The organism is Pseudoxanthomonas sp. P4_B2 (assembly GCF_056402315.1).
This window is the reverse complement of sequence record NZ_JBFUHQ010000001.1, coordinates 802,230-825,837: the sequence shown is the minus strand read 5'-3', so window position 1 is coordinate 825,837 and position 23,608 is coordinate 802,230. Positions and strand designations below refer to the sequence as shown.

The following is a 23,608-nucleotide window of genomic DNA, read 5'->3' as shown; positions in this document are numbered from 1 at the left end:
TGCGGTCAAATGTGACTGGCGGCCCGATCCTACACCTGAACACGTCGTTAAAAACCCCTTGCGGCGCCGTGAAGAACCAATGAATGGGTGGAGTTAATGCCATCGCTCACAAAAGTGTGACGTAGATCATAAAATCCCCGGGGTCGCCCCCGAACGATGTGGGCACAGGCCAAAAAAAAGGCCGGCATTAAGCCGGCCCTCGGATTGCTGGTCTCAGGCCTTTTGCGGCGGAGGGTCGCGCAGCTCTTTGCGCAGGATTTTGCCGACATTGGTCTTAGGCAGTTCGGTGCGGAATTCGACCAGTTTGGGTTGTTTGTACCCGGTCAGGTTCTCGCGGCAATAGGCCTTGATCTGGTCGGCGTTGAGGGAGGGATCCTTCTTGACCACGAATACCTTGACCGCCTCGCCCGACTTTTCGTCGGGCACTCCGATGGCCGCCACCTCAAGCACGCCTTCCATGCTGGCAATGACGTCCTCAACCTCGTTGGGATACACGTTGAAACCGGACACCAGGATCATGTCCTTCTTGCGGTCCACGATGTAGAAGAATCCGTTCTCGTCCATTTTGGCCATATCGCCCGTGTGCAGCCAGCCGTCGGCGTCGATCACGTTGGCAGTCTCTTCCGGGCGCTGCCAATAACCTTTCATCACCTGCGGGCCCTTGATGCAGAGCTCGCCAACTTCACCCAACTTGGTAAGGACCACACCATCGTCGTCCTTCAGGCATACATCGGTGGAAGGAATCGGCAGGCCGATAGCGCCGTTGTAATCCTTCAGATCCATGGGGTTGATGCAAGCCGCTGGCGAAGTCTCGGTCAGGCCGTAGGCTTCCACTAGGGTCACACCGGTCACTTTCTTCCATTTTTCCGCGACCGCGCGCTGCACGGCCATGCCGCCGCCTAGGGTCATCTTTAGATTGGAGAAATCGACCTGGTCGAAGCCGGGTGTGTTGAGCAGGCCGTTGAAGAGAGTGTTGACGCCGGTGATAGCGGTGAAACGCGTGTTCTGCAGCTCCTTGACGAAACCGGGCATGTCGCGCGGATTACTGATCAAGTGGTTAAGCCCACCCAGTTTCATGAACACCAGTCCGTTCGCCGTCAACGCGAAGATATGGTAGAGCGGCAACGCGGTGATGATGACTTCATTGCCATCGTTCAGGCCGGTGCCCACCCAGATGGCGGCCTGCTGCATATTGGCCACCAGATTGCGATGGGTCAGCATGGCGCCCTTGGAAACGCCGGTGGTGCCGCCGGTGTACTGCAGAAAGGCGATATCCTCTCCGTCTATGTCTATCTCGGGCAACTTGTGCATGCGGCCGAGGGTCAATGCGTCCTTGAAGCGGACGGCGCCGGGGATGTCGTAGTCCGGGATCAACTTCTTCACGTACTTGAGCATGAAGTTGATGATCGCTCCCTTCGGGAACCCGACCAGATCGCCCAGCCCCGTGGTGATGACCTGCTTGAGCGGCGTATCCGCCACTACTTCCTGCACGGTATGACCGAAATTGTCCACCACCACCAGCGCGCTGGCGCCCGAGTCGATCAATTGGTGCTTGAGTTCGCGCGCGGTATACATCGGGTTGACGTTCACTACCGTCAGTCCGGCGCGTAGGATGCCGAAAATGGCGATCGGATACTGCAGGCAGTTGGGCGCCATGATGGCGACGCGATCGCCTTTCTTCAACTTCAACTCGCCGAGCAAGTACGCGGCGAAATGACGGCTCAGCGCTTCGATTTCGTTGTAGGTCAGGGTCTTGCCGAAGTTGGAGAATGCAGGACGATTATTGAAATTCCGGACTGCGGTATCGAATACCGAAACGATGGACCGGTATTCGTCCAGATCTATTTCATGCGGTACGCCTTGCGGATAATTCTTGAACCACGGACGATCCTGACTCATCTTTCACTCCCTCCCCAGGGCCTTGATTGGTCCGGCACATGCAAAGAGCAGGTGTCGATTGTGGGGTTCCACGATGCGAGCATACCGCCCCGGATGGAAAAGGCGAAGACATTGGGATCGAGGTTCCAGACCTTTCGACGATTGGCCCGAGCCGGCTTGCTGCTGCTGGCTCTAGCAGCGCTGGCGGCCTGTGCACGCGATACTCCGGAAATGGCGTTGCGCGCGGAATTGCAGCGGATGCAGACCGCGGCAAGCGAGCGAAAAGCATCGGATTTCATGGAAGGCGTGGCTGCGGATTTCATCGGAAACGAAGGAATGGATCGTGCTGCATTGCACAATCTAATGCGTGCGCAGGTGCTGGGCAATTCGACGATAGGCGTAACCACAGGACCGGTTGAAATTGAACAGAAGGATGGCCAGGCCACTGTGCGCTTCACCGTCCTGCTGACCGGAGGCAGCGGCCGCTTTGTTCCCGACAGCGCGCAGACGTACTCGATCACCAGCGGCTGGCGGATCGAAGACGGGGAATGGCGTGTGTATTACGCGCAATGGAAGCCGAACCCATAGCGCAACATTATCCCGATGCGGAGCCGGTAACCGGCCCCACGATGTCCGTACGATTACGCCTTTTTTTTGCCCGCCAACTGGCGCAGCACGTAGTGCAGCAAGCCGCCATTACGGAAGTACTCCACTTCCTTGGGCGTCATTAGCAGCACCTTGGCCTCGAACCGCAACTTGCTGCCATCGCTGCGTGTGGCTGTGAGCGCGACCTGTTTGCCGGCGCCATTCTGCAAGCCGGTGATGTCGAAAGTTTCCGACCCATCCAGTTCCAGCGTTTGCGCGTTTTCGCCGTCTTGGAACTGCAAGGGCAATACGCCCATGCCGACCAGATTGGAACGGTGAATGCGTTCGAAACTTTCCGCGACCACCGCTTTCACTCCGAGTAGGTTGGTGCCTTTCGCCGCCCAGTCGCGCGACGAACCGGTGCCGTATTCCTTGCCCGCGAACACCACTAGCGGTACGCCGTCGGCCTTGTATTTCATGGCCGCATCGTAGATCGCCATCTTCTCGCCTGCAGCGCCTTTATCGCTGAAATAAAGCGTATTTCCGCCTTCCTCGCCGCCGAACATCAGGTTCTTGATGCGGATATTGGCGAAGGTACCGCGCACCATCACATCGTCATTGCCGCGGCGCGAACCGTAGCTGTTGAAGTCGGCCGGTTGCACGCCGCGCTGCTGCAGGAAGTGGCCCGCGGGCGAGTCCTTCTTGATGTTGCCGGCCGGCGAAATGTGGTCGGTGGTGATGGAATCGCCGAACAGGCCGAGCACACGCGCACCATGCACGTCGTCGATGGTGCCGACGTGCATGGTCATGCCGTCGAAGTAGGGCGGGTTTTTGATGTAAGTGGAAGATTCGTCCCACGCATAGGACTCGCCATCGGGCGATTCGATCAACGCCCAGCGCGAGTCACCCTTGAACACGTCCGCGTAGTTTTGCGCGAACAGCTCCGGCCCCACGGTCGCGGCGATGGTGTCGCCGATTTCCTTGTTGCTGGGCCAGATATCGCGCAGGAAAACGTCCTTGCCGTCCGCTCCTTTGCCTAGCGGCTGCGTGGTCAGGTCGATATTGACCGTGCCGGCGATAGCGTAGGCCACCACCAACGGCGGCGAGGCCAGGTAGTTGGCTTTCACTTCCGGATGCACGCGGCCTTCGAAGTTGCGGTTGCCGGACAGTACCGAGGCCACCACCAGTTCGTTTTCGGCGATGCCCTTGGACACCGCATCCGGCAACGGTCCGGAATTACCGATGCACGTAGTGCAACCGTAGCCGACTACGAAGAAACCGAGCTTCTCCAGTTCCGAAAGAACGCCCGCTTTCTTCAGATAATCGGTGACCACCAGCGAACCCGGACCCAGCGAGGTCTTCACCCACGGGGCCGCTTTCAGGCCTTTGGCCACGGCATTGCGCGCAAGCAGGCCGGCGCCAAGCATTACCGCCGGATTGGAGGTGTTGGTGCAGGAAGTGATCGCGGCGATGACGACCGAGCCATCGTTGAGTTCGGCATCCTGGTCCTGGATGAAGATCTTCGAAATCGGCTTGGCGGCGAGATGTGCGGCCTGCGGCTGCGCGCCGCCTTCGGCTTTGAATTCCTCAACGGCCTCACCGTTTTTGGGCTTGCGGTTGGCGGTCAACGGGCCGAGGCTCTCGATGAAATTCCTGCCCACGTCCTCCAGTAATACGCGATCCTGAGGACGCTTCGGTCCGGCCATCGAAGGCCGCACTTCGGCCATGTCCAGATGTAAGGTCGCCGAGTAGGTCGCTTCCTGCTGACCGGGCTCATGCCATAGACCTTGGGCCTTGGCGTAACTTTCGACCAGCGCGATCAGATCGGCCGGGCGCCCGGAAAGACGCAGGTAGGTCAACGATTCCGAATCGATAGGAAAGATGCCGCAGGTCGCGCCGTATTCGGGCGCCATATTGGCGATGGTGGCGCGGTCGGCCAACGGCAGGTGCTGCAAGCCGTCGCCGAAGAATTCGACGAACTTGCCGACCACGCCGAACTTGCGCAGCATCTGGGTGACGGTCAGCACCAGATCGGTCGCAGTCGCGCCCTCCGGCAGCCTGCCGGTCAGTTTGAAGCCCACTACTTGCGGAATCAGCATGGAGGAAGGCTGGCCCAGCATCGCCGCCTCGGCCTCGATGCCGCCCACGCCCCAGCCCAGCACGCCGATGCCGTTGATCATGGTGGTGTGCGAATCGGTGCCGAATACGGTGTCGGGAAACGCTAGCAGTTCACCCTCCACTTCGCGCTCCATCACTACCCGGGCCAGGTTCTCCAAGTTCACCTGGTGGACGATGCCGGTATTTGGGGGCACCACTTTGAAATTACCGAAGGATTTCTGGCCCCAGCGCAGGAAGCTGTAGCGTTCCTTGTTGCGTTCGAATTCGATCTTGCCGTTGAGGTCCAGCGCATCGGCGCGGCCGAACACGTCGACCTGCACGGAATGGTCGATGACCAGTTCGGAGGGGATCAGCGGGTTGATCTGGCTGGCCTTGCCGCCGAGCCTGCCTACGGCATCGCGCATCGCCGCCAGATCTACCACACAGGGCACGCCGGTGAAGTCCTGCAGCACTACCCGCGCTGGCATGAAGGCGATTTCGGTGTCTGGCTCGCGGGTGGCATCCCACTGCGCCACCGCTTCGATATGGTCCTTGCCCACGGTCATGCCGCCGTCTTCGTGGCGGAGCAGATTCTCCAGCAAGATTTTCATGGAGTAGGGCAGGCGGGCGATATCGAAGCGCTGACCCAATTTGGGCAGGCTGAAGTAGGTATAGGACTTGCCGTTGACCTGCAGGGAGGTGCGGGTGGCGAAGGAATCACTCATCGGGAGGCTCCTGTAGCTGGGGGAGGGCGCGCGACTGGCGCTTGGTGCGAGGTCAGACCTCATGCCGCGTCGACCGTTCAGTAATTATCCCCAATTGGGGCGTGATCCACCTTACGACCAATGGGTATGCGAACAGTATGCGCGCTTGAGTATGGATAATAAAGTACGTATTATTGCGACATACCTGAGGAGCATGCCTATGGAAGCGACCGTCGCTGAACGTGGCCAGATCACCCTGCCCAAGGCAGTGCGCGATGCCCTGGGCCTGACCAAGGGCAGCATTCTGAAAGTCGAGCTGGAAAACGGCCGCATCGTCCTACGTAAGAGTGTGGACGACGCGATTTCCCGCGCCCGCGGCCGCTTCAAGCTGGACGGCTTCGATTCCACCGATGAAGCCATGCGCGCCATCCGCGGGCGGGCGCCTGGCGATCCGCTGGATCCTTGAAACTGAAACGCGCCCCTGAGACGACCTTGTCATGATCGCCATCGATTCTTCCGTGCTGGTGGACCTGCTGGCCGACGGTCCGCAGGCCGACGCTGCCGAAGCCTGTCTGCGTCAGTGCCTGAGCAACGGACCTGTCGTGGTCTGCGATGTCGCCTTGGCGGAGGTCTGTAGCGCGCTGCGCGATGGCTCGGAGGCCTTGAACGTGCTGGAGGAAATGAGCATTCGTTTCAATGCCCTGGAAGCCAAATCGGCGCTGCGGGCCGGAGAAATGCAGCGCCGTTATCGCCAGCGCGGCGGCACCCGTAGCCGTGCGGTACCCGATTTCCTGATCGGCGCGCATGCGCTATTGCAATGCGATGGGCTGATCACCCGCGATGACAGTTTCTATCGCGACTATTTCAAGGGTCTCAAGCTGATCGTTCCTGCCGCTTGAACCCATTCACTACAACTGATTTCCCCGGAGACGTATCCATGCTGCAAGCCTACCGCCAACACGTTGCCGAGCGCGCCGCGCTGGGTATTCCCCCCTTGCCGCTGTCTGCGCAGCAGACCGCCGAGGTGATCGAACTGCTGAAGGCGCCGCCCGCGGACGAAGAAGCCTTCCTCGTCGAGTTGATTACTCATCGGGTGCCGGCCGGAGTGGACGACGCGGCCAAGGTCAAGGCTTCGTACCTGGCTGCGGTGGCGTTCGGCAGCGAAAAGTGCTCGTTGATTTCCCGCGAACGCGCGACCGAACTGCTCGGCACCATGCTGGGCGGCTACAACATCCACCCGTTGGTGGAATTGCTGGACGACGCGCAGCTGGGCGCGATCGCCGCCGAAGCGTTGAAGAAAACGCTGCTGATGTTCGACGCCTTCCACGACGTCAAGGACAAGGCCGATGCCGGCAACGCGCATGCCCAGGGCGTGATCAAGAGCTGGGCCGAAGCCGAATGGTTCACCGGCCGTCCTGAAGTGCCGCAGAGCCTGACCGTCACCGTGCTGAAAGTGACCGGCGAAACCAATACCGACGACCTATCGCCAGCGCCCGATGCGACCACGCGCCCGGATATTCCGCTGCATGCGCTGGCCATGCTGAAGAACAAGCGCGATGGCATCACGCCCGAGGAAGACGGCAAGCGCGGCCCGGTCGAGTTCATCGAATCGCTGAAGGAGAAGGGCCATCTGGTGGCCTACGTGGGCGACGTAGTCGGCACCGGCTCCAGCCGCAAGTCCGCGACCAACTCGGTGCTGTGGTTCACCGGCGAGGACATTCCCTTCATTCCCAACAAGCGCTTCGGCGGCGTCTGCCTGGGCAGCAAGATCGCACCCATCTTCTACAACACGATGGAAGATGCCGGCGCGCTGCCGATCGAACTCGACGTAACGCAGATGAATATGGGCGATGTGGTCGAACTGCGTCCGTACGAAGGCAAAGCGCTCAAGAACGGCGAAGTGATCGCCGAATTCCAGGTCAAGTCCGACGTGCTGTTCGACGAAGTGCGCGCCGGCGGCCGCATCCCGTTGATCATCGGCCGCGGACTGACCGCCAAAGCGCGCGAAGCGCTGGGATTGGCGCCGTCCACGCTGTTCCGCCTGCCGCAGGTACCCGCCGATACCGGCAAGGGCTTCACCCTAGCGCAGAAGATGGTCGGCCGCGCCTGCGGCCTTCCGGAAGGGAAGGGTATGCGCCCGGGCACTTATTGCGAGCCGAAGATGACCTCGGTGGGTTCGCAGGACACCACCGGCCCGATGACGCGCGACGAATTGAAGGACCTGGCCTGCCTGGGCTTCAGCGCCGATCTGGTGATGCAGTCGTTCTGCCACACCGCCGCGTATCCGAAATCGGTGGACGTGAAGACCCACCACGAGCTGCCGGCTTTCATCAGCACGCGTGGCGGCATTCCGTTGCGTCCGGGCGACGGCATCATCCACAGCTGGCTCAATCGCATGTTGCTGCCGGATACGGTCGGCACCGGCGGCGACTCGCACACGCGTTTTCCGATCGGCATTTCCTTCCCCGCGGGTTCGGGCCTGGTCGCCTTCGCCGCGGCCACCGGTGTGATGCCGCTGGATATGCCCGAGTCGGTGCTGGTGCGCTTCAAGGGCGAGCTGCAGCCGGGTGTGACTTTGCGCGATCTGGTCAATGCGATCCCGCTGTACGCAATCAAGTCGGGACTGCTGACCGTCGCCAAGCAGGGCAAGAAGAACATTTTCTCAGGCCGCATCCTGGAAATCGAAGGCCTGCCTAACCTGAAAGTGGAGCAGGCGTTCGAACTGTCCGACGCTTCCGCCGAGCGTTCCGCCGCCGGTTGCACCGTGCATTTGGACAAGGCGCCGATCATCGAATACATCAACAGCAATATCGTGATGCTCAAGTGGATGATCGCCGAAGGCTATCAAGACGTGCGTTCCATCACCCGGCGCATCAAGGCGATGGAAGCGTGGCTGGCCGACCCGCAACTGCTGGCGCCCGATGCCGATGCCGAATACGCCGCGGTGATCGAAATCGACCTAGCCGACATTCACGAGCCCATCGTGGCGTGCCCGAACGACCCGGATGACGTGAAGACGCTGTCGGAAGTCTCCGGTGCGGCGATCGACGAAGTGTTCATCGGTTCGTGCATGACCAACATCGGCCACTTCCGCGCCGCGTCCAAGCTGCTGGAAGGCAAGCGCGATATCCCGACCAAGCTGTGGGTCGCGCCGCCGACCAAGATGGATGCGGCCGAGCTGACCAAGGAAGGCCACTACGGCACCTTCGGCGCCGCCGGCGCACGCATGGAGATGCCGGGCTGCTCGCTGTGCATGGGCAACCAGGCGCAGGTGCGCGAGGGCGCCACCGTGTTCTCGACCAGCACGCGCAATTTCCCCAATCGCCTGGGCAAGAACTCGAATGTTTACCTGGGATCGGCGGAGCTGGCGGCGATCTGTTCGCGACTGGGCCGCATTCCCACCAAGGCGGAATACATGGCCGACATGGGCGTGCTGGAAGCAGGCAGTGCGCAGATCTATCGATATATGAACTTCGACCAGATCGAGGATTACAAGGAAGTGGCCGACACAGTGTCGGCCTGATCTAAAGAAAACCCGGCGCAAGCCGGGTTTCTTCTTTTGTAGGAGCGGGCCCTGCCCGCGAGCTCTTGACGACGGGTCGTAAAAAGCTCGCGGGCAGGGCCCGCTCCTACAACCGCCTTAGCGCAGCCATTCGCTCGCCGCATCGGCCATCGCGCGCCGCGAGAACAGAAAATCCCAATAGCTGCCGCCGAGTTGCCGCCACAACACCGCCGAACGCACCGCCGCCAGCAGGATGGCGCGGATCTCCGCCACCACACCGGGCTGGCCCAGATAGTGCGGATTTCCCTGCACCATCACTCTCGGACGCAAGTGGCTGATCGTATCCGCATACAAAGCGCCCAATGCGGAAAGCACTTCCGGATGCGTGCTGCCGGCGGCCTCTGCTTGGGCCGCGATCTCGGTTATTCCACCGGCCACTGCAGCCGCAGTATCGGTTTCGCCAACAAAACGCCGTTCCAACTGCAACACCGCCAGCGCAAGCCGAGGCAGGCCGTCGTCGCCGGTTTCTTTGTTGAAATAGTCGCGCAGCAGACGCAGGCCGGGCGCTAGATCGGCAGCGCGGCCATAGACCGCCTGCGGCGTATCGGCATCGATGCGGAATACGCTGTCCAGCACCGTTTGCACTGCGTTGGCGTCGGACTGGCCGGTCTCGGCGATGCGTCGCACCTGGGCCAAGGCCTGGACCACGCCGGCCAGCGCCAGCACGCGTTCGGAAAGGGGTCTGCTCAAGCTGCTTGCTCCGCGGATTTCCGCTTCAATTCTTGCTCCAATTCCTGCTCCAAAGGCGCATTGGTGCGCGCGATCACCGCGCCACCCAGGCATACATCGCCCTGGTAGAGCACCACGGATTGTCCCGGGGTCACGGCCCGCTGCGGACGCGAAAAGGCAACCTCTAGCGTGCCATCGTTCGTCACCTTCACCCGGCAAGGTTCGTCGGTTTGCCGATAGCGCGTTTGCGCGGTGCACTCGAACTGATCGGCGGGCGCATCGCCCTCCACCCAATGTGCGCTTTCCGACCACAGCGTCGTCGATTGCAGATAAGGGCTGGCCGTATCCTGGTCCACGTACAGCACGTTACTGGCCACGTCTTTGCCGACCACATACCACGGCGCCGCGGCGCGGCCGCGCACACCGCCGATCTGCAGGCCTTCGCGCTGACCGAGGGTGAAATAGAAAACGCCCGCGTGCTCGCCGATCTTCTGTCCGCGAGGGTCCCGCATTTCGCCGGTTCTGGCGGGCAGGTAGCGGCCGAGGAATTCGCGGAAATCGCGCTCGCCGATGAAGCAGATGCCGGTGGAATCCTTCTTATCGTGCGTCGGCAATCCCGCTTTGCGGGCGATATTCCGCAAATCCGATTTCTGCAGTTCGCCCACCGGAAACAGGGTCGCGGACAATTGGGCCTGACCCAGCTGGTGCAGGAAATAACTCTGGTCTTTGTTGCGATCCACCGCGCGCAACAATTTGGCCACCCCGTGCTCATGGGCGATACGGGCGTAGTGGCCAGTGGCGATCTTCTCGGCGCCCAGTTCGCGGGCCGCGTCCAGGAAATGCTTGAACTTCACTTCCCGATTGCACAGCACGTCCGGATTTGGCGTGCGGCCGGCAGCATATTCGGCGAGAAAATGCGAGAAAACCCCTTGCCAGTACTCAGCGGAAAAATCGCGGAAATGGAAAGGAATTCCGAGTTTTCCGCAGACCGCGACCGCGTCGCGGCGATCTTCTTCCGCACGGCAGTCGCCGCTGCCATCATCGGCCCAGTTCTGCATGAACAAGCCGGCGACCGAGTCGCCGGTCCGTTCGCCGGCTCTCACCAGTTGCAGGGCGGCCACCGACGAATCCACGCCGCCGGATACACCCACGATGACACGTGGCGCGCTCATGCGATCTGCTGCAGCATCGACAAGGGTGAGCGGCGTCCTGCCAGATAATCCTGCACCACCTGCCAGACCAGCGGACTGCGGTGACGCGCCTGCTGTTCTTGCAATTCCGCGGGAGTCATCCATAAGGCCTGCACGATGCCTTCATCCAGCTCGCGCGCCGCGTCGTGGCTCAGCGGCTCGGCGGCGAAAGCGAAACGCAGGTAATGGCGATCGGTTTCGGCCTTCCATTGGTAGGCGCCGATGAAGGCCGTCAATTTGACCTCCCAGCCGGTTTCTTCGCGGGTTTCGCGTAGGGCGGCCTCGGACAGGCTTTCATCCGGCTCCAAATGGCCGGCCGGCTGATTGAATACCAGCTTGCCCTGAGCCCGCTCCTCGACCATCAACAGTCGCCCGTCGCGAACCACCACCGTGGCCACGGTCACGTCCGGCTGCCAGAAGCGGCCTTCGCGATAGCTCACTTTAGAGGTCGTCCTGGCCGGGATTGAGTTCGTTCTCCATCTCGTCGGCAAGCTTGACCGCCGCGTCGATGGCATCGTCCAGCTCTTCCTTGCTGGCGTCGGAGGGAATCTTGACCACGAAGGTCGCGTTCTTGCCCTGCTTCACCCAGGCGCCGAGCTTGGCGCTGTTGGAAGCTTCCAGCAGGCGATTGGCGACCGGTCCGGAGAAGTCCTCGGTAGGAGATTCATAGGCCGGCGACCACACCTCACGCACCGAATGTTTGCCGTAGGTTTCCACCGCAGACAGGACATATACGACCTGACTGCGCCCCTCGTCGCCGACTTCGAAAACCAATTTGAAATCGTTGTCGTCGTCCAGTTCGTATTCGTAGCCCAGCTCCGTCAGCTGAGCTTTAATGCCCGCGTCCGGAACGGTCCTTTCCGTTTCCTGGGCGCTCAGCGGCAGGGATAAAGCCAGGCCAACGCCAAGACCGAGGGCGAGCGATAGGGACGTCAAGGGCGATTTCCTGTGCAAAGCGACTCTCCAGTTGAATACGTTAATTGTGCGGGCAGCGATGCAGCCCGTCCAATCCGTATAATTCTCCCATGCCCCGCAATAACGAAAACGAACGCGACCACGGCGTAATGGTGGAAACCAGCAAGCCAGAAGTGGCGCGCCCGCCGCTATACCAAGTGCTGCTGCTCAACGACGACTACACGCCGATGGATTTCGTGGTACTGGTACTGCAGCAGTTCTTCGCCATGGACATCGAGAAAGCCACCCAAGTCATGCTGCACGTCCACACCCGGGGCCGCGGCGTATGCGGGGTCTATACCCGCGAAGTGGCCGAATCCAAGGTTTCCCAGGTCAACGAATATGCGCGCATGAGCCAGCACCCTTTGCTGTGCACGATGGAAAAGGCGTAAAAGGGCGGTAAGGAGGTAAGGGAACAAGGCGAATGAGGAGCAGAACGGCGGGATTGCCGGGATGTCGGTTCCCTCTTGACCCTTACCCGATCCTTGCTGCTTTCCATATCCTGAACACTGAAACCCGAAAGGGTTGTGGAAATCCGCCAGACAGGCCTCATATTGTGGGGAACAGCAGTCGGAGTAACCCATGTTCAGCAAAGATCTAGAGCAAACCATCGGCCAGTGCTACAAGCGCGCCCGTGAAGCCCGGCATGAATTCATGACCGTGGAGCACCTGCTGCTGGCCCTGCTGGACAATGCCTCGGCCCAGGCCGTACTCAAGGCCTGCGGCGGCGACGCCCCACGCCTGCGCAACGACCTGGAGCAAGCCATCGAGGCCTCGGTTTCGCGCCTGGCCGAGGACGACGGCCGCGACACCCAGCCCACCTTGGGTTTCCAGCGCGTGCTCCAGCGCGCGGTCTACCACGTGCAATCCTCGGGCAAGAAGGAAGTCACCGGCGCCAATGTGCTGGTTGCGATCTTCGGCGAAAAGGACTCTCACGCGGTCTATTTCCTGACCCAACAAGACGTCACCCGTCTGGACGTTGTCAATTACCTGTCGCACGGCATCGCCAAGCAGGGCGAGGAAAACGAATCCGGCGGCCACCCAGAAGGAGAGGGCAAGACCGGCGAGGGTGCCGATGGCGAGGGCAAGGGCGACGCCCTGGCCGAATTCGCCAGCAACCTCAACGAACTGGCGCGCAATGGCAAGATCGATCCGCTGGTGGGCCGTGCCGATGAGGTGGAGCGCACCATCCAGGTCCTGTGCCGCCGCCGCAAGAACAATCCGCTTTACGTGGGCGAAGCCGGTGTGGGCAAGACCGCGCTGGCCGAGGGTCTGGCCAAACGCATCGTCGAAGGGCAGGTACCCGAAGTGCTGCTCGACGCGACCATTTTCTCACTAGACCTCGGCGCGTTGGTCGCGGGCACCAAGTACCGCGGCGATTTCGAAAAGCGCCTGAAGGGCGTGCTGTCGGCGATCAAGAAACTGCCGGGCGCGATCCTGTTCATCGATGAAATCCACACCATCATCGGTGCAGGCTCCGCCAGCGGCGGCACCATGGACGCCAGCAACCTGATCAAACCCGCGCTGGCCTCGGGCGAACTCCGCTGCATCGGTTCCACCACCTTCCAGGAATACCGCGGCATCTTCGAGAAAGACCGCGCCCTGGCGCGCCGCTTCCAGAAGATCGATATCGTCGAACCTACCGTCGGCGAAACCTTCGAAATTCTGCAGGGCCTCAAGCCCAAGTACGAAGCCCACCACCATGTCACTTATGCGGACGACGCGTTGCAGGCGGCAGTAGACCTGTCGGTCAAGCACATCGGCGACCGTCTGCTGCCGGACAAGGCCATCGACGTCATCGACGAAGCCGGCGCGCGCCAGCAGTTACTGCCCGAAGGCGTACGCAAGAGCCTGATCGACGTGGAGGAAATCGAGACCATCGTGGCCAAGATGGCGCGCATTCCGGCCAAGCAGGTGTCCTCGTCCGACAAGGACGTGCTGAAGCACCTGGAGCGCAACCTGAAGATGGTGATCTTCGGACAGGATCCGGCTATCGAGACGCTGTCCTCGGCGATCAAGCTGGCGCGCTCGGGCCTCGCCAATCCGGACAAGCCGATCGGCAATTTCCTGTTCGCGGGTCCCACCGGCGTCGGCAAGACCGAAGTGACCAAGCAACTGGCGCTGCAGCTAGGCATCGAGCTGGTGCGTTTCGACATGAGCGAATACATGGAATCGCATTCGGTCAGCCGCCTGATCGGCGCGCCTCCGGGCTATGTCGGCTTCGACCAGGGTGGCCTGCTGACCGAGAAGATCGTCAAGACTCCGCACTGCGTGCTGCTGCTGGACGAAGTGGAGAAGGCGCATCCGGATATCTTCAATATCCTGTTGCAGGTCATGGACCGCGGCATCCTCACCGACACTAACGGCCGCGAAGCCAACTTCAAGAACGTGATCCTGGTGATGACCACGAATGCTGGCGCCACCCAGGCGGCGCGGCGTACGATTGGTTTTACCCAGCAAGACCATTCCACCGATGCGATGGAAGTGATCCGCAAGAGCTTCACGCCGGAATTCCGCAACCGGCTGGACGCGGTAGTGCAGTTCCAGGGCCTGGGCTTCGACCATATCCAGCGCGTGGTGGACAAGTTCCTGATCGAGTTAGAGATGCTGCTGCAGGAGAAGCACGTCAGTCTGTCCACTACGCCGGCCGCCCGCGACTGGCTGGCCAAGCACGGCTTCGACCCGTTGATGGGCGCACGCCCAATGTCCCGTCTGATCCAGGACAAGGTCAAGCGTCCGCTGGCCGACGAACTGCTGTTCGGCAAATTGGTGGGCGGCGGTCGGGTCAGTATCGACGTGAAGGACGACGACCTGGTGGTCGTCGCCCAATCCGAGCCCGAGAGGTTGTTGCCGGCAACGGTCTGACCATTGCCGGCGATCGCCGGGTCAATGTTGCCTGCGAGCGTACTTTTCGTACTCGTCCTGATCGACGCGTACCACTTCGCTCGCCGAGCAACTGTCGCGTTTGGTGGAGATTTTCGTGTCGTTCGGACACAGGCGGTTGACCTGGCCTTGGGTAGCGATCTTCACATTCGAAGAAAGCGAGATAGCGCTGCAGCTGCCGTTGAATCCAATCCGGTAGTAATTGTCGCCGTCCTTGACCAGCAGGTACTGAGAACCGAAGCGTGCGGCCTGGTAATCGGCAGGCAGGTCGACGCAATCCGCCAACTTTTCATTCTCTTGCCGGGCGTGGGCCACGGCTGCGAAACCCGCGAGCGCCACGAATAGCAATGTCGATTTGAGCTTGAACATCTGAGCTTGACCAGGATGACAGCCCGGGAGTGGGCTGAGCTCAGGTTAGGCAACCCAGGCCTGGCATGAATCTGCTTGAAGTGTCGGTGACCAATCGCACGTGCTCGGGCCAAAGCGTGCAAAGCCGGTAGGCGGCCAGTTAGGGCGCAGGTGCCGCAAGAACAGCAAAGGCGACCTCAGTCGCCTTTGTTATCAGTAACTTGATGAAATTATTTCATCCGATATGTGATGCGACCCTTGGTCAGATCGTAAGGGGTCATTTCGACCTTTACCTTGTCGCCGGTGAGGATGCGAATGTAGTTCTTGCGCATGCGGCCGGAGATGTGGGCGATGATTTCGTGCCCGTTCTCCAGCTTGACCCGGAACATAGTGTTGGGCAGCGTCTCGGTGACGGTGCCTTCGAATTCAATTGAGTCGTCTTTCGACATGTAAACCTGTAGGTGTAGCGAGCGGCGTGGGCCGTAAGAGCGGGGATTCTACGCGTCGGCCGCCGCGCATGCAAAAAATGCGTTAATCGGACCTGACTTCGGCCAGTGCGGCGGCCTGGAGGATACCGAAGCGCTGGCTCCAGTTGCCCGGCCCTTCCGATAGGCCGGTGAGCAGGTCGACCTTCTGCAGGAACAGGGAACGCGGCCAGCTTTCCGCCCCCAAGCTGGACAAGTGCGGATTTTCAACCTGGGCATCGATCAGCGGCCATCCCCATTCGTGCAAACGGAACGCCAGCGCAGCGAGCGCGACCTTGGAACCTCCGGACTCTCCGCTGTACATGCTTTCGCCGAAGAACATCCGGCCGATCGCCACGCCGTAGATGCCGCCCACTAGCCGGCTTTCGCCCGAAGGGCTGGCGTCGAACACTTCGACCGAATGCGCATGGCCTAGCCGATGCAGCTCTAGGTAAGCTGCCTGCATGTCGTCGGTGATCCAGGTGCCGTCCTGGCCGGGCCGCGGCGTGCTGGCACAAGCGGCAACCACGCTGTCGAAAGCGGTGTCGGCGTGGACTCGCCACGTGCTTCGACGTAACTCCCGACGAAAACGCGAGGACAGCCGGACGCCTTCGGTACGGAACACCATGCGCGGGTCCGGCGTCCACCACAGGACCGGTTGGCCTTCGGAATACCAAGGGAAGATGCCGTGGCGATAGGCGTTGAGCAGCCTTTGCGGGGAAAGGTCGCCGCCCACGGCCAGCAGGCCGTCGGGCTGGCGCAATGCGGCATCGGCCGGCGGAAAAGGCGACTCGGGATCGGGCGAGAGAAATGCAGGGCGTCGCATCGTTGAAGGTTAACCGGTGCGGCTACGACGTTCCTACGGACTTGAACGGAGAATGCGTGGCGAGTGTCGCCGCATAGCGCTTCACCGATAAGGTTTCCTCGGCGCACCATCGCCGCAGCGCATCGGCGAAATCCGCATCGGCAATCCAGTGCCGGCTCCGCACATAAGCGGGCAGGAAGCCACGCGCCAGCTTGTGCTCGCCCTGGGCGCCGGGTTCGAAGATCTTCAGGCCCTCGCGCAGGCAATATTCGATGCCCTGGTAGTAGCAGGTTTCGAAATGCAGCCCGGGCGAAGTTTCGCTCGCTCCCCAATAACGGCCGTACAAGGTGTCGCCGCTGCGCAGGCATAGCGCGCCGGCGATGGCGGTTCCTTCGCGTTCGGCGAGGAAAACGACCAGGTTGCGCGGCAAGGTCCGGGCCAGATGACGCATGAATTCCAGGGTCAGCGCAGGGGAGTTTCCGTAGTCGCGGAAAGTTAGCAGGTAGAAGGCGAACATGGTCGCAAGGTCTTCGTCGCTGGCCTCATCGCCACGCAGAACCCGGAAACTGATGCCAGCGCGCTGCACTTTGGCGCGTTCCTGGCGGATGTTCTTGCGGTGCTTGTGATCGAAGGCGGCGAGGAAACCGTCGAAGTCCTGCCAGCCCGCCTCATTGCGCCAGTGGTATTGCACGTCGGTACGGGAGAGCCAGTCGGGGCCGAAAGCGGAATCTTCTTCAAGCGTATGGAAATTGATGTGGGCAGAGGAGAATTCGCCATCGCGCGCCTGTGCGATCACTCCAGCTAGCAAGGTTTCCCTATGCGCTTCCGTGCGGGCGAGCAGGCGAGGACCGGTGACGGGCGAGTAGGGCACGGCTCCCAGCCATTTGGGGAAGTAGTCGCGTCCGTACTGAGCATAAGCGTGCGCCCAGGCGTGATCGAACACGAATTCGCCATGCGAGTTGGTTTTCAGGTAACCCGGTGCCGCGGCGACCAGTTCGTCGCCTTCCCATAGGGTGACGTGATGCGGGGTCCAACCCCAGTCGGGGCGCAGGCAACCGTGCTGCTCCAGGCCGGAGAGAAAGGCGTGCGATACGAATGGATTGCCACCGCCGTGCAGGAAATCCCATACGGTCGCAGGCACACTCGCCAGGCTGCCGACGATGCGAAGCTCGGTCATTCCGGTCCGCTTGCGGCGCGCCGATACACGTCCGGATCATGCATCTGCATATGCTGCCCCGGGTGGCTCAATTCGGTGAAGCCGACCTGAGCGTACAAGTCCTGCATGTCGCGCGTAACCAAGTGCCAGCGGCGCAGGCGGTGCAAGCGGGAATCCGCCATCAGAGCACGCACGATCTCGCGTCCATAGCCCTTGCCGCGTTGATCCGGTACTACGAACACATCGGCCAGATACGCGAACGTGGCCTGGTCGGTGACCGCGCGTGCGAAAGCCGCCTGCGCGCCATCGAGATAGCCGCCATAGCAGATGGAGTTGGCCAGGGCGCGTTCCAGGGTCGCACGAGGGATGCCCGCGGCCCAATACGAGTCACGAGCAAGGAAATCATGGATCAGCGCGATATCCAACTCCGTCGGGTCGGCACTGATCCGCAGCATCAAGCGTCCTTGTCCAGATAGCGCTCGGCGTCCAGCGCGGCCATGCAGCCGAAGCCGGCCGAGGTGATGGCCTGGCGGTAGACCTGGTCGGCGACATCGCCGGCGGCGAACACGCCCGGCACGCTGGTGACGGTGGCTTCGCCTTCCAGGCCGGTGCGGATGGTGATGTAACCGTTCTTCATCGCCAGTTGGCCTTCGAACAGGCTGGTGTTCGGCGTATGGCCGATGGCCACGAACAGCCCATGCGCGGTGATGTCGCGCGTGCTGCCGTCCTGCACCGACTTGACCCGCACACCGGTGACGCCGGCTTCGTTGCCCAGCACTTCGTCGACCGCGTGATGCCAGACCAGCTCGATCTTGCCGGACTGGACCTTGGCGAACAGCTTGTCCTGCATGATCTTCTCCGCACGCAATGTGTCGCGGCGGTGCACCAGGTAGACCTTGCGGGCGATATTGGAGAGGTAAAGCGCTTCCTCGACGGCCGTGTTGCCGCCGCCGACCACCACCACGTCCTGGTCGCGGTAGAAGAATCCGTCGCAGGTGGCGCAAGCGGACACGCCACGACCCTTGAACAGCTCTTCCGAGGGCAGTCCCAGGTATTTGGCGGTCGCGCCGGTAGCGATCACCAAGGCGTCGGCGGTGTATTCGCCGTTGTCGCCGATCAGCTTGAACGGCCGCTGGGCCAGGTCCACGGTATGGATATGGTCGAAGATCACTTCGGTGTCGAAGCGCTCGGCGTGGGCCTGCATGCGCGTCATCAGATCCGGGCCCATCAGGCCATGGGCATCGCCCGGCCAGTTGTCCACTTCGGTCGTGGTCATCAGCTGGCCACCTTGCTGCAGCCCGGTGATGAGAACCGGCTTGAGATTGGCGCGCGCAGCATAGACGGCGGCGGTCCAACCGGCGGGGCCGGAGCCCAGAATCAACAGGCGGCAGTGCTTGGACAAATTGACGGAAGAAAGGCTCATGTATACTCAAAATGAAGGTGGGAAAGGCGATGACGATGCGCTTTAACATCGTCATCGCAGGCGCATAGAGTGGCGGTGGGGGGCAATCGAATCAAGGCGCGTGGATGGAATGCGGTGGTGCGTATTGGGTTCTGGAGCTCATAGAACCGGTTCGTGGTGAGTTTCTCGAACCACACTTTTCGCGAAAGGTTCCAGGCGCATCGGTGATCCGCCAAGAACGTGGTTCGACAGGCTCACCACCAACGGGATCTTGAAACCCTTCGGCTGTCGGCAATCGCATCACAATAGTTGGCTGGGTACTGAAATCCCCTCCAGATTCGTTTATTATCAAAGACTAATGCAGCATTCTTAAGGTCTGGTCGATAGGTGGCAAAGCAGCTTCCGGAAACTTCCAAAGCCAAGGGCGCCAATTCGGCAGCCCGCAAGCAGGCGTCGACGGTCAATCCGCGTCGCCAGCGCCTGTGGCGCGACCTCGCGCTCATCGCCATCGCGCCCTTATTGCTTTACCTGCTGGCGAGCCTGTTTACCTATTCGCCCGACGATCCCAGCTGGACGCAGTCCGGCAGCCTGACCACGCCCATCCACAATCTGGGCGGCAGGGTGGGGGCCGTCGTCGCAGATCTTCTCTTGGCCTTCTGCGGCTACATCGCATTCCTGCTGCCGATCATGCTCGGCGTGGTGGCGTGGATCGCGCTGTTCGGCATGGATACCGACGGCGATGGCGAGGCCGACCTGGGCCCGGCGCTGCGTCTGATCGGCATCGTGGGCTTCCTGATTTCGTCGACCGGGCTGTTGTTCATGCGGGCGGTACCCGCCGCCGATTTTTCCGCAGGACCAGGCGGCATCCTGGGTCGCCTGGTGGGCGGCTCGCTCAATAGCCTGTTCGGCAGCCTGGGCGGCAATCTGTTCCTGTTGGCGCTGTTCCTGGTGTCGGTGACTCTGGCCACCGGCCTGTCCTGGTTCGCAGTGATGGAACGCATCGGCAAGGGCGTGATGGCGCTGCCGGCGCTGTTCCGTCGCGGCACCCATCAGGCAGCCGAATGGCAACAGACCCGGGTCTTGCGCGAGGAGCGCGAGGAAGTACGCAAGGTCGACGCCGTGCAGCGCGCCCGTCGTGAGCCGGTGCATATAGAACCGCCCCCGGCGGCGGTCATCGAAAAGAGCGATCGCGCCAAACGCGAGCAACAGATACCGCTATTCCACGGCACCGGCGGCGACGACTCCGGCATTCCGCCGCTGTCACTGCTGGACGATCCCAAGCCGCAGACCCGTGGTTATTCCGAGGAAACCCTGGAAACCCTGTCGCGCCAGATCGAATTCAAGCTCAAGGACTTCCGCATCGATGTGCAGGTGGTTGGTGCCTATCCGGGGCCGGTGATCACCCGTTTCGAGATGGAACCGGCACCCGGCGTCAAAGTCAGCCAGGTCAATTCGCTGGACAAGGACATCGCCCGCGGCCTGAGCGTGAAGTCGGTGCGCGTGGTGGATGTGATTCCCGGCAAGTCGGTGATCGGCCTGGAAATCCCCAACACCAGCCGCGAAATGATCTATCTCAGCGAGCTGCTGCGCTCCAAGGAATACGACAAATCGCCCAGTCCGCTGACCATCGCGCTGGGCAAGGACATCGCCGGACGGCCCACTGTGGCCGACTTGGCGCGCATGCCGCATCTGCTGGTCGCCGGCACCACCGGTTCGGGTAAATCCGTTGCCGTGAACGCCATGGTGCTGAGCCTGCTGTACAAGGCCAGCGCCAAGGATGTGCGCATTCTGATGATCGATCCGAAGATGCTGGAACTGTCGGTCTACCAGGGCATTCCGCATCTGCTGGCGCCGGTGGTCACCGACATGAAGGAGGCCGCTAACGGCCTGCGTTGGTGCGTGGCGGAAATGGAGCGCCGCTACAAGCTGATGAGCGCGGTAGGCGTGCGCAACCTGGGCGGCTTCAACAAGAAGGTGAAGGACGCGCAGGACGCCGGGCAACCGTTGATGGACCCGTTGTTCAAGCCTGGCTCCAATACCGGATTTGCCGATTTGGGCGAAGCGCCCATGCCATTGGAAACGCTGCCTTTCATCGTCATCTTCATCGACGAATTCGCCGACATGATGATGATCGTCGGCAAGAAGGTGGAAGAACTGATCGCCCGGCTTGCGCAGAAATCGCGGGCGGCCGGCATGCACTTGATTTTGGCCACGCAACGGCCGTCGGTGGACGTGATCACCGGTCTGATCAAGGCCAACATCCCCACGCGCATCGCTTTCCAGGTCTCCAGCAAGATCGATTCCCGCACCATCCTCGACCAATCCGGCGCAGAGACGTTGCTGGGTATGGGCGACATGCTTTATCTGCCGCCTGGCACCGCCATGCCGGAACGCATCCACGGCGCCTTCGTCAGCGACGAGGAAGTGCATCGCGTGGTCGAACACTTGAAAGCGACCGGCAAGGCCGACTACATCGAAGGCGTGCTGGAGGAAATCCAGACCATGGGCGACGGCACCGTGGTCGGCGCCACCGGCCTGCCGGAAGCCGCGGCTGGGTCGGACAACGCAGAGAACGATCCGCTGTACGACGAAGCGGTGCGCATCGTCACCGAAACGCGTCGTGCTTCCATCTCCGGCGTGCAACGCCGGTTGAAGATCGGCTACAACCGGGCAGCGCGCCTGGTCGAGGCCATGGAAGCGGCCGGCGTGGTGACTCCGCCCGAGCACAACGGCGATCGCAGCGTGCTGGCGCCGCCACCGCCACGCGGCTGATGCCGCCCGCGCTAACTGTGTCCCCACCGCAACCATTCGGATAACCGGAACCACGCATGCAACGTATCGCTGCACTGCTGTTGATCGCCTTTTTTCCTGCCGTCTGCCTAGCGCAGGAGCCGGCCAGCGCGACCCAGACGACTCCTCCCGCGGAACCGCAGCCTGCCGCGGCGCAGGAGCCGGTCAACAGCTTCAGCTTCGTTCGTTACCGCGCCGACTACGAAGTGAAGGCGGACGCCACCAGCGTCGAGACCAACGAATACGAAATCCTGATCAAGACCAAGGCCGGCGTGGACAACTTCAGCCAGGTGCGCCTGAGCTACAGCGAGAAGATGGAGTCGCTGGAAGTCATCGCCGCCTACACCATCGCGCCCGACGGCACGCGCCACGACGTGCCCGCCGACAAGATCTACACCCAGGAAAGCTATTCCAGCGCCTCGGCCGCCATGTATGCGGACCGCAAGGTCAAAGTCATCGTGTTCCCCAATCTCTCGCCCGGCACGCGGCTGGTCTACAGTTACCGGCAGAGCCAGAACATTCCGTATTTCCCCGGCTATTTCGGCCTGTGGGAAAACCTGAGCCTGTTCACCCAGTACGACGACGCGAAGATCACCCTGACCGCGCCCAAGAACCTGCCCATGCACGTGTACACCCGCGATGTGCAGGGCAGCGACCGCCCGAAGATCGAGGGCGACACTGCCCGCTGGTCGTGGACGTATAGCCGAAAAACGCCGATGCAGAACCAGAACTGGACCGCTGCCGGTTGGGAATACGGCCCCACCGTCATGGCCAGTACCTATCCCGATTTCTCGGCGATGGGCCGCGCCTACCAATTGAAGGGCGCCGAAGCGGCCAAGCTCTCTCCGAATATTCAGGCGCGTGCCGACGACATCACCAGGGGGGTCGGCGATCGTCGCGCGCAGGCCGCAGCGATCTACGAATGGGTCGCTAAGAACATTCGCTACGTAGCCGTCTATCTGGGCAATGGCGGACTGGAACCGAATTCGGCGGAAAGCATCCTCGCCAACCGTTATGGCGACTGCAAGGATCACACCGTGATTCTGGAAGCGCTGCTGGCCGCCAAAGGCATCGCCAGCACGCCGGTGCTGATCGGTGCCGGTGGCGGCCCGACCTTGCCGCCGATCGCGGTACTGGGCCGTTTCAATCACGCGATCAACTACCTGCCGGAATTCGATCTGTATCTCGATTCCACTAGTCCCTACGCACGCTTCGGACAACTTCCCTCCAGCGATCTCGGTGCTCCGGTCGTGCATACGGCGGACGGAAAACTCGCTCGCACGCCCCCCAATGGGCCTGACGTCAACGCCTACCGGGTGGAAAGCTCCTACACGTTCAGCGCCAACGGCGATGTCAGCGGACGCACTCGGCAGGACGGCAGCGCTTCCGGCGAAATCGGCCTGCGCGGCATGTTCGCCCAGCTGACTTCGCAAAACCGACCACGCGTCGAAGAATCCATCATGTCCGCCTCCGGCTTCAACGGCGTAGGGCGCCTGAAACTGGAAGGAGATGTCGACGACCTGCGCAAGCCATTCGGTTATTCGTTCGCCTTCGACGCCACCGACTACGTCGATTTCAGCGTGGTCGGTGGAATGACCCTGCCGGATCCGCCGGGCGCCGATTCCATGCGCGGCATCTACGCCACCGCTTCCAGCGAAGGCAACGCCACTCCGTTCTATTGCAACGACAGCCTGCGGGAAGAGACCTATACGCTGAAATTTCCGGCCACGGTCCCCATTATCGCCATTCCGCGCAGTAGCCGTTTCAGCAATGCCGCGGGCGAATACGAGGCCAGCTGGAAGCGGGAAGGGCAGGAGGTGATCGCCACGCATCGGCTCAGCCTCAACGCCATCCACGGCGCCGACAAGCTGTGTCTTCCCGGCGACTATCCTGCGTTCCGTGAGCTGTACCAGTACGTCCGGCGCGGATTCCGCGCGCAGATCGTATATGGGGACTTGAGCACTGCGCAGGTCGACGAGGCGGCCGTTGAGGCTCCGTAGTGCCGATGCCGTTGTGCTGCTAGGTCTTGCGGCTCCGCGATTCGAAGCGGTTCAGCAAAGATCGGGCGGATCGGTACGTGTTCAGCTTCATCTCGCGACACTGCGCCTCTAGGTCATCCAA

Annotated in this window: 20 protein-coding genes; 8 read left to right on the top strand and 12 right to left on the bottom strand. The window is 61.6% G+C overall.

Features of this window, described 5'->3' with window-relative positions; all coding sequences use genetic code 11:
• Positions 1 to 213: 213 nt before the first annotated feature.
• On the bottom strand, positions 214 to 1,899 hold the full coding sequence (locus tag AC1DTQ_RS03670) for a long-chain fatty acid--CoA ligase (RefSeq protein ID WP_477848060.1): 1,686 nt from the start codon (positions 1,897 to 1,899) through the stop codon (positions 214 to 216).
• 210 nt (positions 1,900 to 2,109) lie between these two features.
• Here AC1DTQ_RS03670 and AC1DTQ_RS03665 point away from each other — a divergent pair, with 210 nt between their 5' ends.
• Positions 2,110 to 2,466 (top strand): hypothetical protein, encoded by a 357-nt coding sequence (locus AC1DTQ_RS03665; protein ID WP_477848355.1) that lies wholly within the window; start codon positions 2,110 to 2,112, stop codon positions 2,464 to 2,466.
• A gap of 53 nt (positions 2,467 to 2,519) precedes the next feature.
• On the opposite strand, the gene acnA is transcribed toward AC1DTQ_RS03665, so the two are convergent.
• Positions 2,520 to 5,285: an aconitate hydratase AcnA gene (acnA, locus tag AC1DTQ_RS03660; protein ID WP_477848058.1), complete on the bottom strand. Its 2,766-nt coding sequence runs from the start codon at positions 5,283 to 5,285 to the stop codon at positions 2,520 to 2,522.
• A 199-nt stretch (positions 5,286 to 5,484) separates the two neighbouring features.
• On the opposite strand from acnA, the gene AC1DTQ_RS03655 reads away from it, so the two are divergent.
• The 3 genes from AC1DTQ_RS03655 to acnB are packed head-to-tail and all read left to right on the top strand — an operon-like array spanning position 5,485 to position 8,787.
• Entirely contained in the window at positions 5,485 to 5,730 is a 246-nt protein-coding gene (locus AC1DTQ_RS03655) for an AbrB/MazE/SpoVT family DNA-binding domain-containing protein (protein ID WP_093280101.1), read from the top strand.
• 31 nt (positions 5,731 to 5,761) lie between these two features.
• Positions 5,762 to 6,163 (top strand): type II toxin-antitoxin system VapC family toxin, encoded by a 402-nt coding sequence (locus AC1DTQ_RS03650; RefSeq protein ID WP_477848055.1) that lies wholly within the window; start codon positions 5,762 to 5,764, stop codon positions 6,161 to 6,163.
• A 38-nt stretch (positions 6,164 to 6,201) separates the two neighbouring features.
• Positions 6,202 to 8,787, top strand: a complete 2,586-nt coding sequence (gene acnB / locus AC1DTQ_RS03645; protein WP_477848053.1) for a bifunctional aconitate hydratase 2/2-methylisocitrate dehydratase — start codon at positions 6,202 to 6,204, stop codon at positions 8,785 to 8,787.
• A gap of 117 nt (positions 8,788 to 8,904) precedes the next feature.
• Here the strand turns inward: acnB and hflD are convergent, their stop codons facing one another.
• Genes hflD through AC1DTQ_RS03625 form a run of 4 tightly spaced genes read right to left on the bottom strand, consistent with a single transcriptional unit; the run spans position 8,905 to position 11,621 of the window.
• A complete protein-coding gene (gene hflD / locus AC1DTQ_RS03640; RefSeq protein WP_477848051.1) occupies positions 8,905 to 9,516 on the bottom strand; it encodes a high frequency lysogenization protein HflD in 612 nt (203 codons plus the stop codon).
• Positions 9,513 to 10,667 (bottom strand): tRNA 2-thiouridine(34) synthase MnmA, encoded by a 1,155-nt coding sequence (gene mnmA / locus AC1DTQ_RS03635; protein ID WP_477848049.1) that lies wholly within the window; start codon positions 10,665 to 10,667, stop codon positions 9,513 to 9,515. Before mnmA ends, hflD begins: the two co-directional genes overlap by 4 nt.
• Positions 10,664 to 11,125, bottom strand: coding sequence for an NUDIX hydrolase (locus tag AC1DTQ_RS03630; protein WP_477848047.1), 462 nt, complete (start codon positions 11,123 to 11,125; stop codon positions 10,664 to 10,666). Before AC1DTQ_RS03630 ends, mnmA begins: the two co-directional genes overlap by 4 nt.
• Before the next feature lies 1 nt (position 11,126).
• A complete protein-coding gene (locus AC1DTQ_RS03625; protein WP_477848045.1) occupies positions 11,127 to 11,621 on the bottom strand; it encodes a YbjN domain-containing protein in 495 nt (164 codons plus the stop codon).
• Positions 11,622 to 11,710: 89 nt separating this feature from the next.
• Here AC1DTQ_RS03625 and clpS point away from each other — a divergent pair, with 89 nt between their 5' ends.
• Positions 11,711 to 12,031 carry an ATP-dependent Clp protease adapter ClpS gene (gene clpS / locus AC1DTQ_RS03620; RefSeq protein WP_310090835.1) on the top strand — a complete coding sequence of 107 codons (321 nt, stop codon included), beginning with the start codon at positions 11,711 to 11,713 and terminating at the stop codon, positions 12,029 to 12,031.
• Between the two features lie 190 nt (positions 12,032 to 12,221).
• Entirely contained in the window at positions 12,222 to 14,504 is a 2,283-nt protein-coding gene (clpA, locus tag AC1DTQ_RS03615; protein WP_477848043.1) for an ATP-dependent Clp protease ATP-binding subunit ClpA, read from the top strand.
• A 21-nt stretch (positions 14,505 to 14,525) separates the two neighbouring features.
• Here clpA and AC1DTQ_RS03610 read toward each other — a convergent pair whose 3' ends face one another.
• The 6 genes from AC1DTQ_RS03610 to trxB form a co-directional block, all read right to left on the bottom strand.
• On the bottom strand, positions 14,526 to 14,891 hold the full coding sequence (locus AC1DTQ_RS03610; RefSeq protein ID WP_477848041.1) for a hypothetical protein: 366 nt from the start codon (positions 14,889 to 14,891) through the stop codon (positions 14,526 to 14,528).
• A gap of 209 nt (positions 14,892 to 15,100) precedes the next feature.
• Positions 15,101 to 15,319 carry a translation initiation factor IF-1 gene (gene infA / locus AC1DTQ_RS03605; protein WP_079726088.1) on the bottom strand — a complete coding sequence of 73 codons (219 nt, stop codon included), beginning with the start codon at positions 15,317 to 15,319 and terminating at the stop codon, positions 15,101 to 15,103.
• A gap of 82 nt (positions 15,320 to 15,401) precedes the next feature.
• The gene (gene aat / locus AC1DTQ_RS03600) at positions 15,402 to 16,160 is read right to left on the bottom strand and encodes a leucyl/phenylalanyl-tRNA--protein transferase (RefSeq protein WP_477848039.1); all 759 of its coding nucleotides are present in this window, start codon (positions 16,158 to 16,160) and stop codon (positions 15,402 to 15,404) included.
• A gap of 22 nt (positions 16,161 to 16,182) precedes the next feature.
• On the bottom strand, positions 16,183 to 17,316 hold the full coding sequence (locus AC1DTQ_RS03595) for a GNAT family N-acetyltransferase (protein ID WP_477848037.1): 1,134 nt from the start codon (positions 17,314 to 17,316) through the stop codon (positions 16,183 to 16,185).
• Positions 17,313 to 17,750, bottom strand: coding sequence for a GNAT family N-acetyltransferase (locus AC1DTQ_RS03590; protein WP_477848035.1), 438 nt, complete (start codon positions 17,748 to 17,750; stop codon positions 17,313 to 17,315). The genes AC1DTQ_RS03595 and AC1DTQ_RS03590 overlap by 4 nt, the downstream gene beginning before the upstream one ends.
• Positions 17,750 to 18,718: a thioredoxin-disulfide reductase gene (gene trxB, locus AC1DTQ_RS03585; protein ID WP_477848033.1), complete on the bottom strand. Its 969-nt coding sequence runs from the start codon at positions 18,716 to 18,718 to the stop codon at positions 17,750 to 17,752. Before trxB ends, AC1DTQ_RS03590 begins: the two co-directional genes overlap by 1 nt.
• A 366-nt stretch (positions 18,719 to 19,084) precedes the next feature.
• Between trxB and AC1DTQ_RS03580 the strand changes: the two genes are divergently transcribed.
• Together AC1DTQ_RS03580 and AC1DTQ_RS03575 are read left to right on the top strand one after the other, a co-directional pair.
• Entirely contained in the window at positions 19,085 to 21,469 is a 2,385-nt protein-coding gene (locus AC1DTQ_RS03580; protein WP_477848031.1) for a DNA translocase FtsK, read from the top strand.
• A gap of 56 nt (positions 21,470 to 21,525) precedes the next feature.
• Positions 21,526 to 23,487 carry a DUF3857 domain-containing protein gene (locus tag AC1DTQ_RS03575; protein ID WP_477848029.1) on the top strand — a complete coding sequence of 654 codons (1,962 nt, stop codon included), beginning with the start codon at positions 21,526 to 21,528 and terminating at the stop codon, positions 23,485 to 23,487.
• Positions 23,488 to 23,608 lie beyond the last annotated feature (121 nt).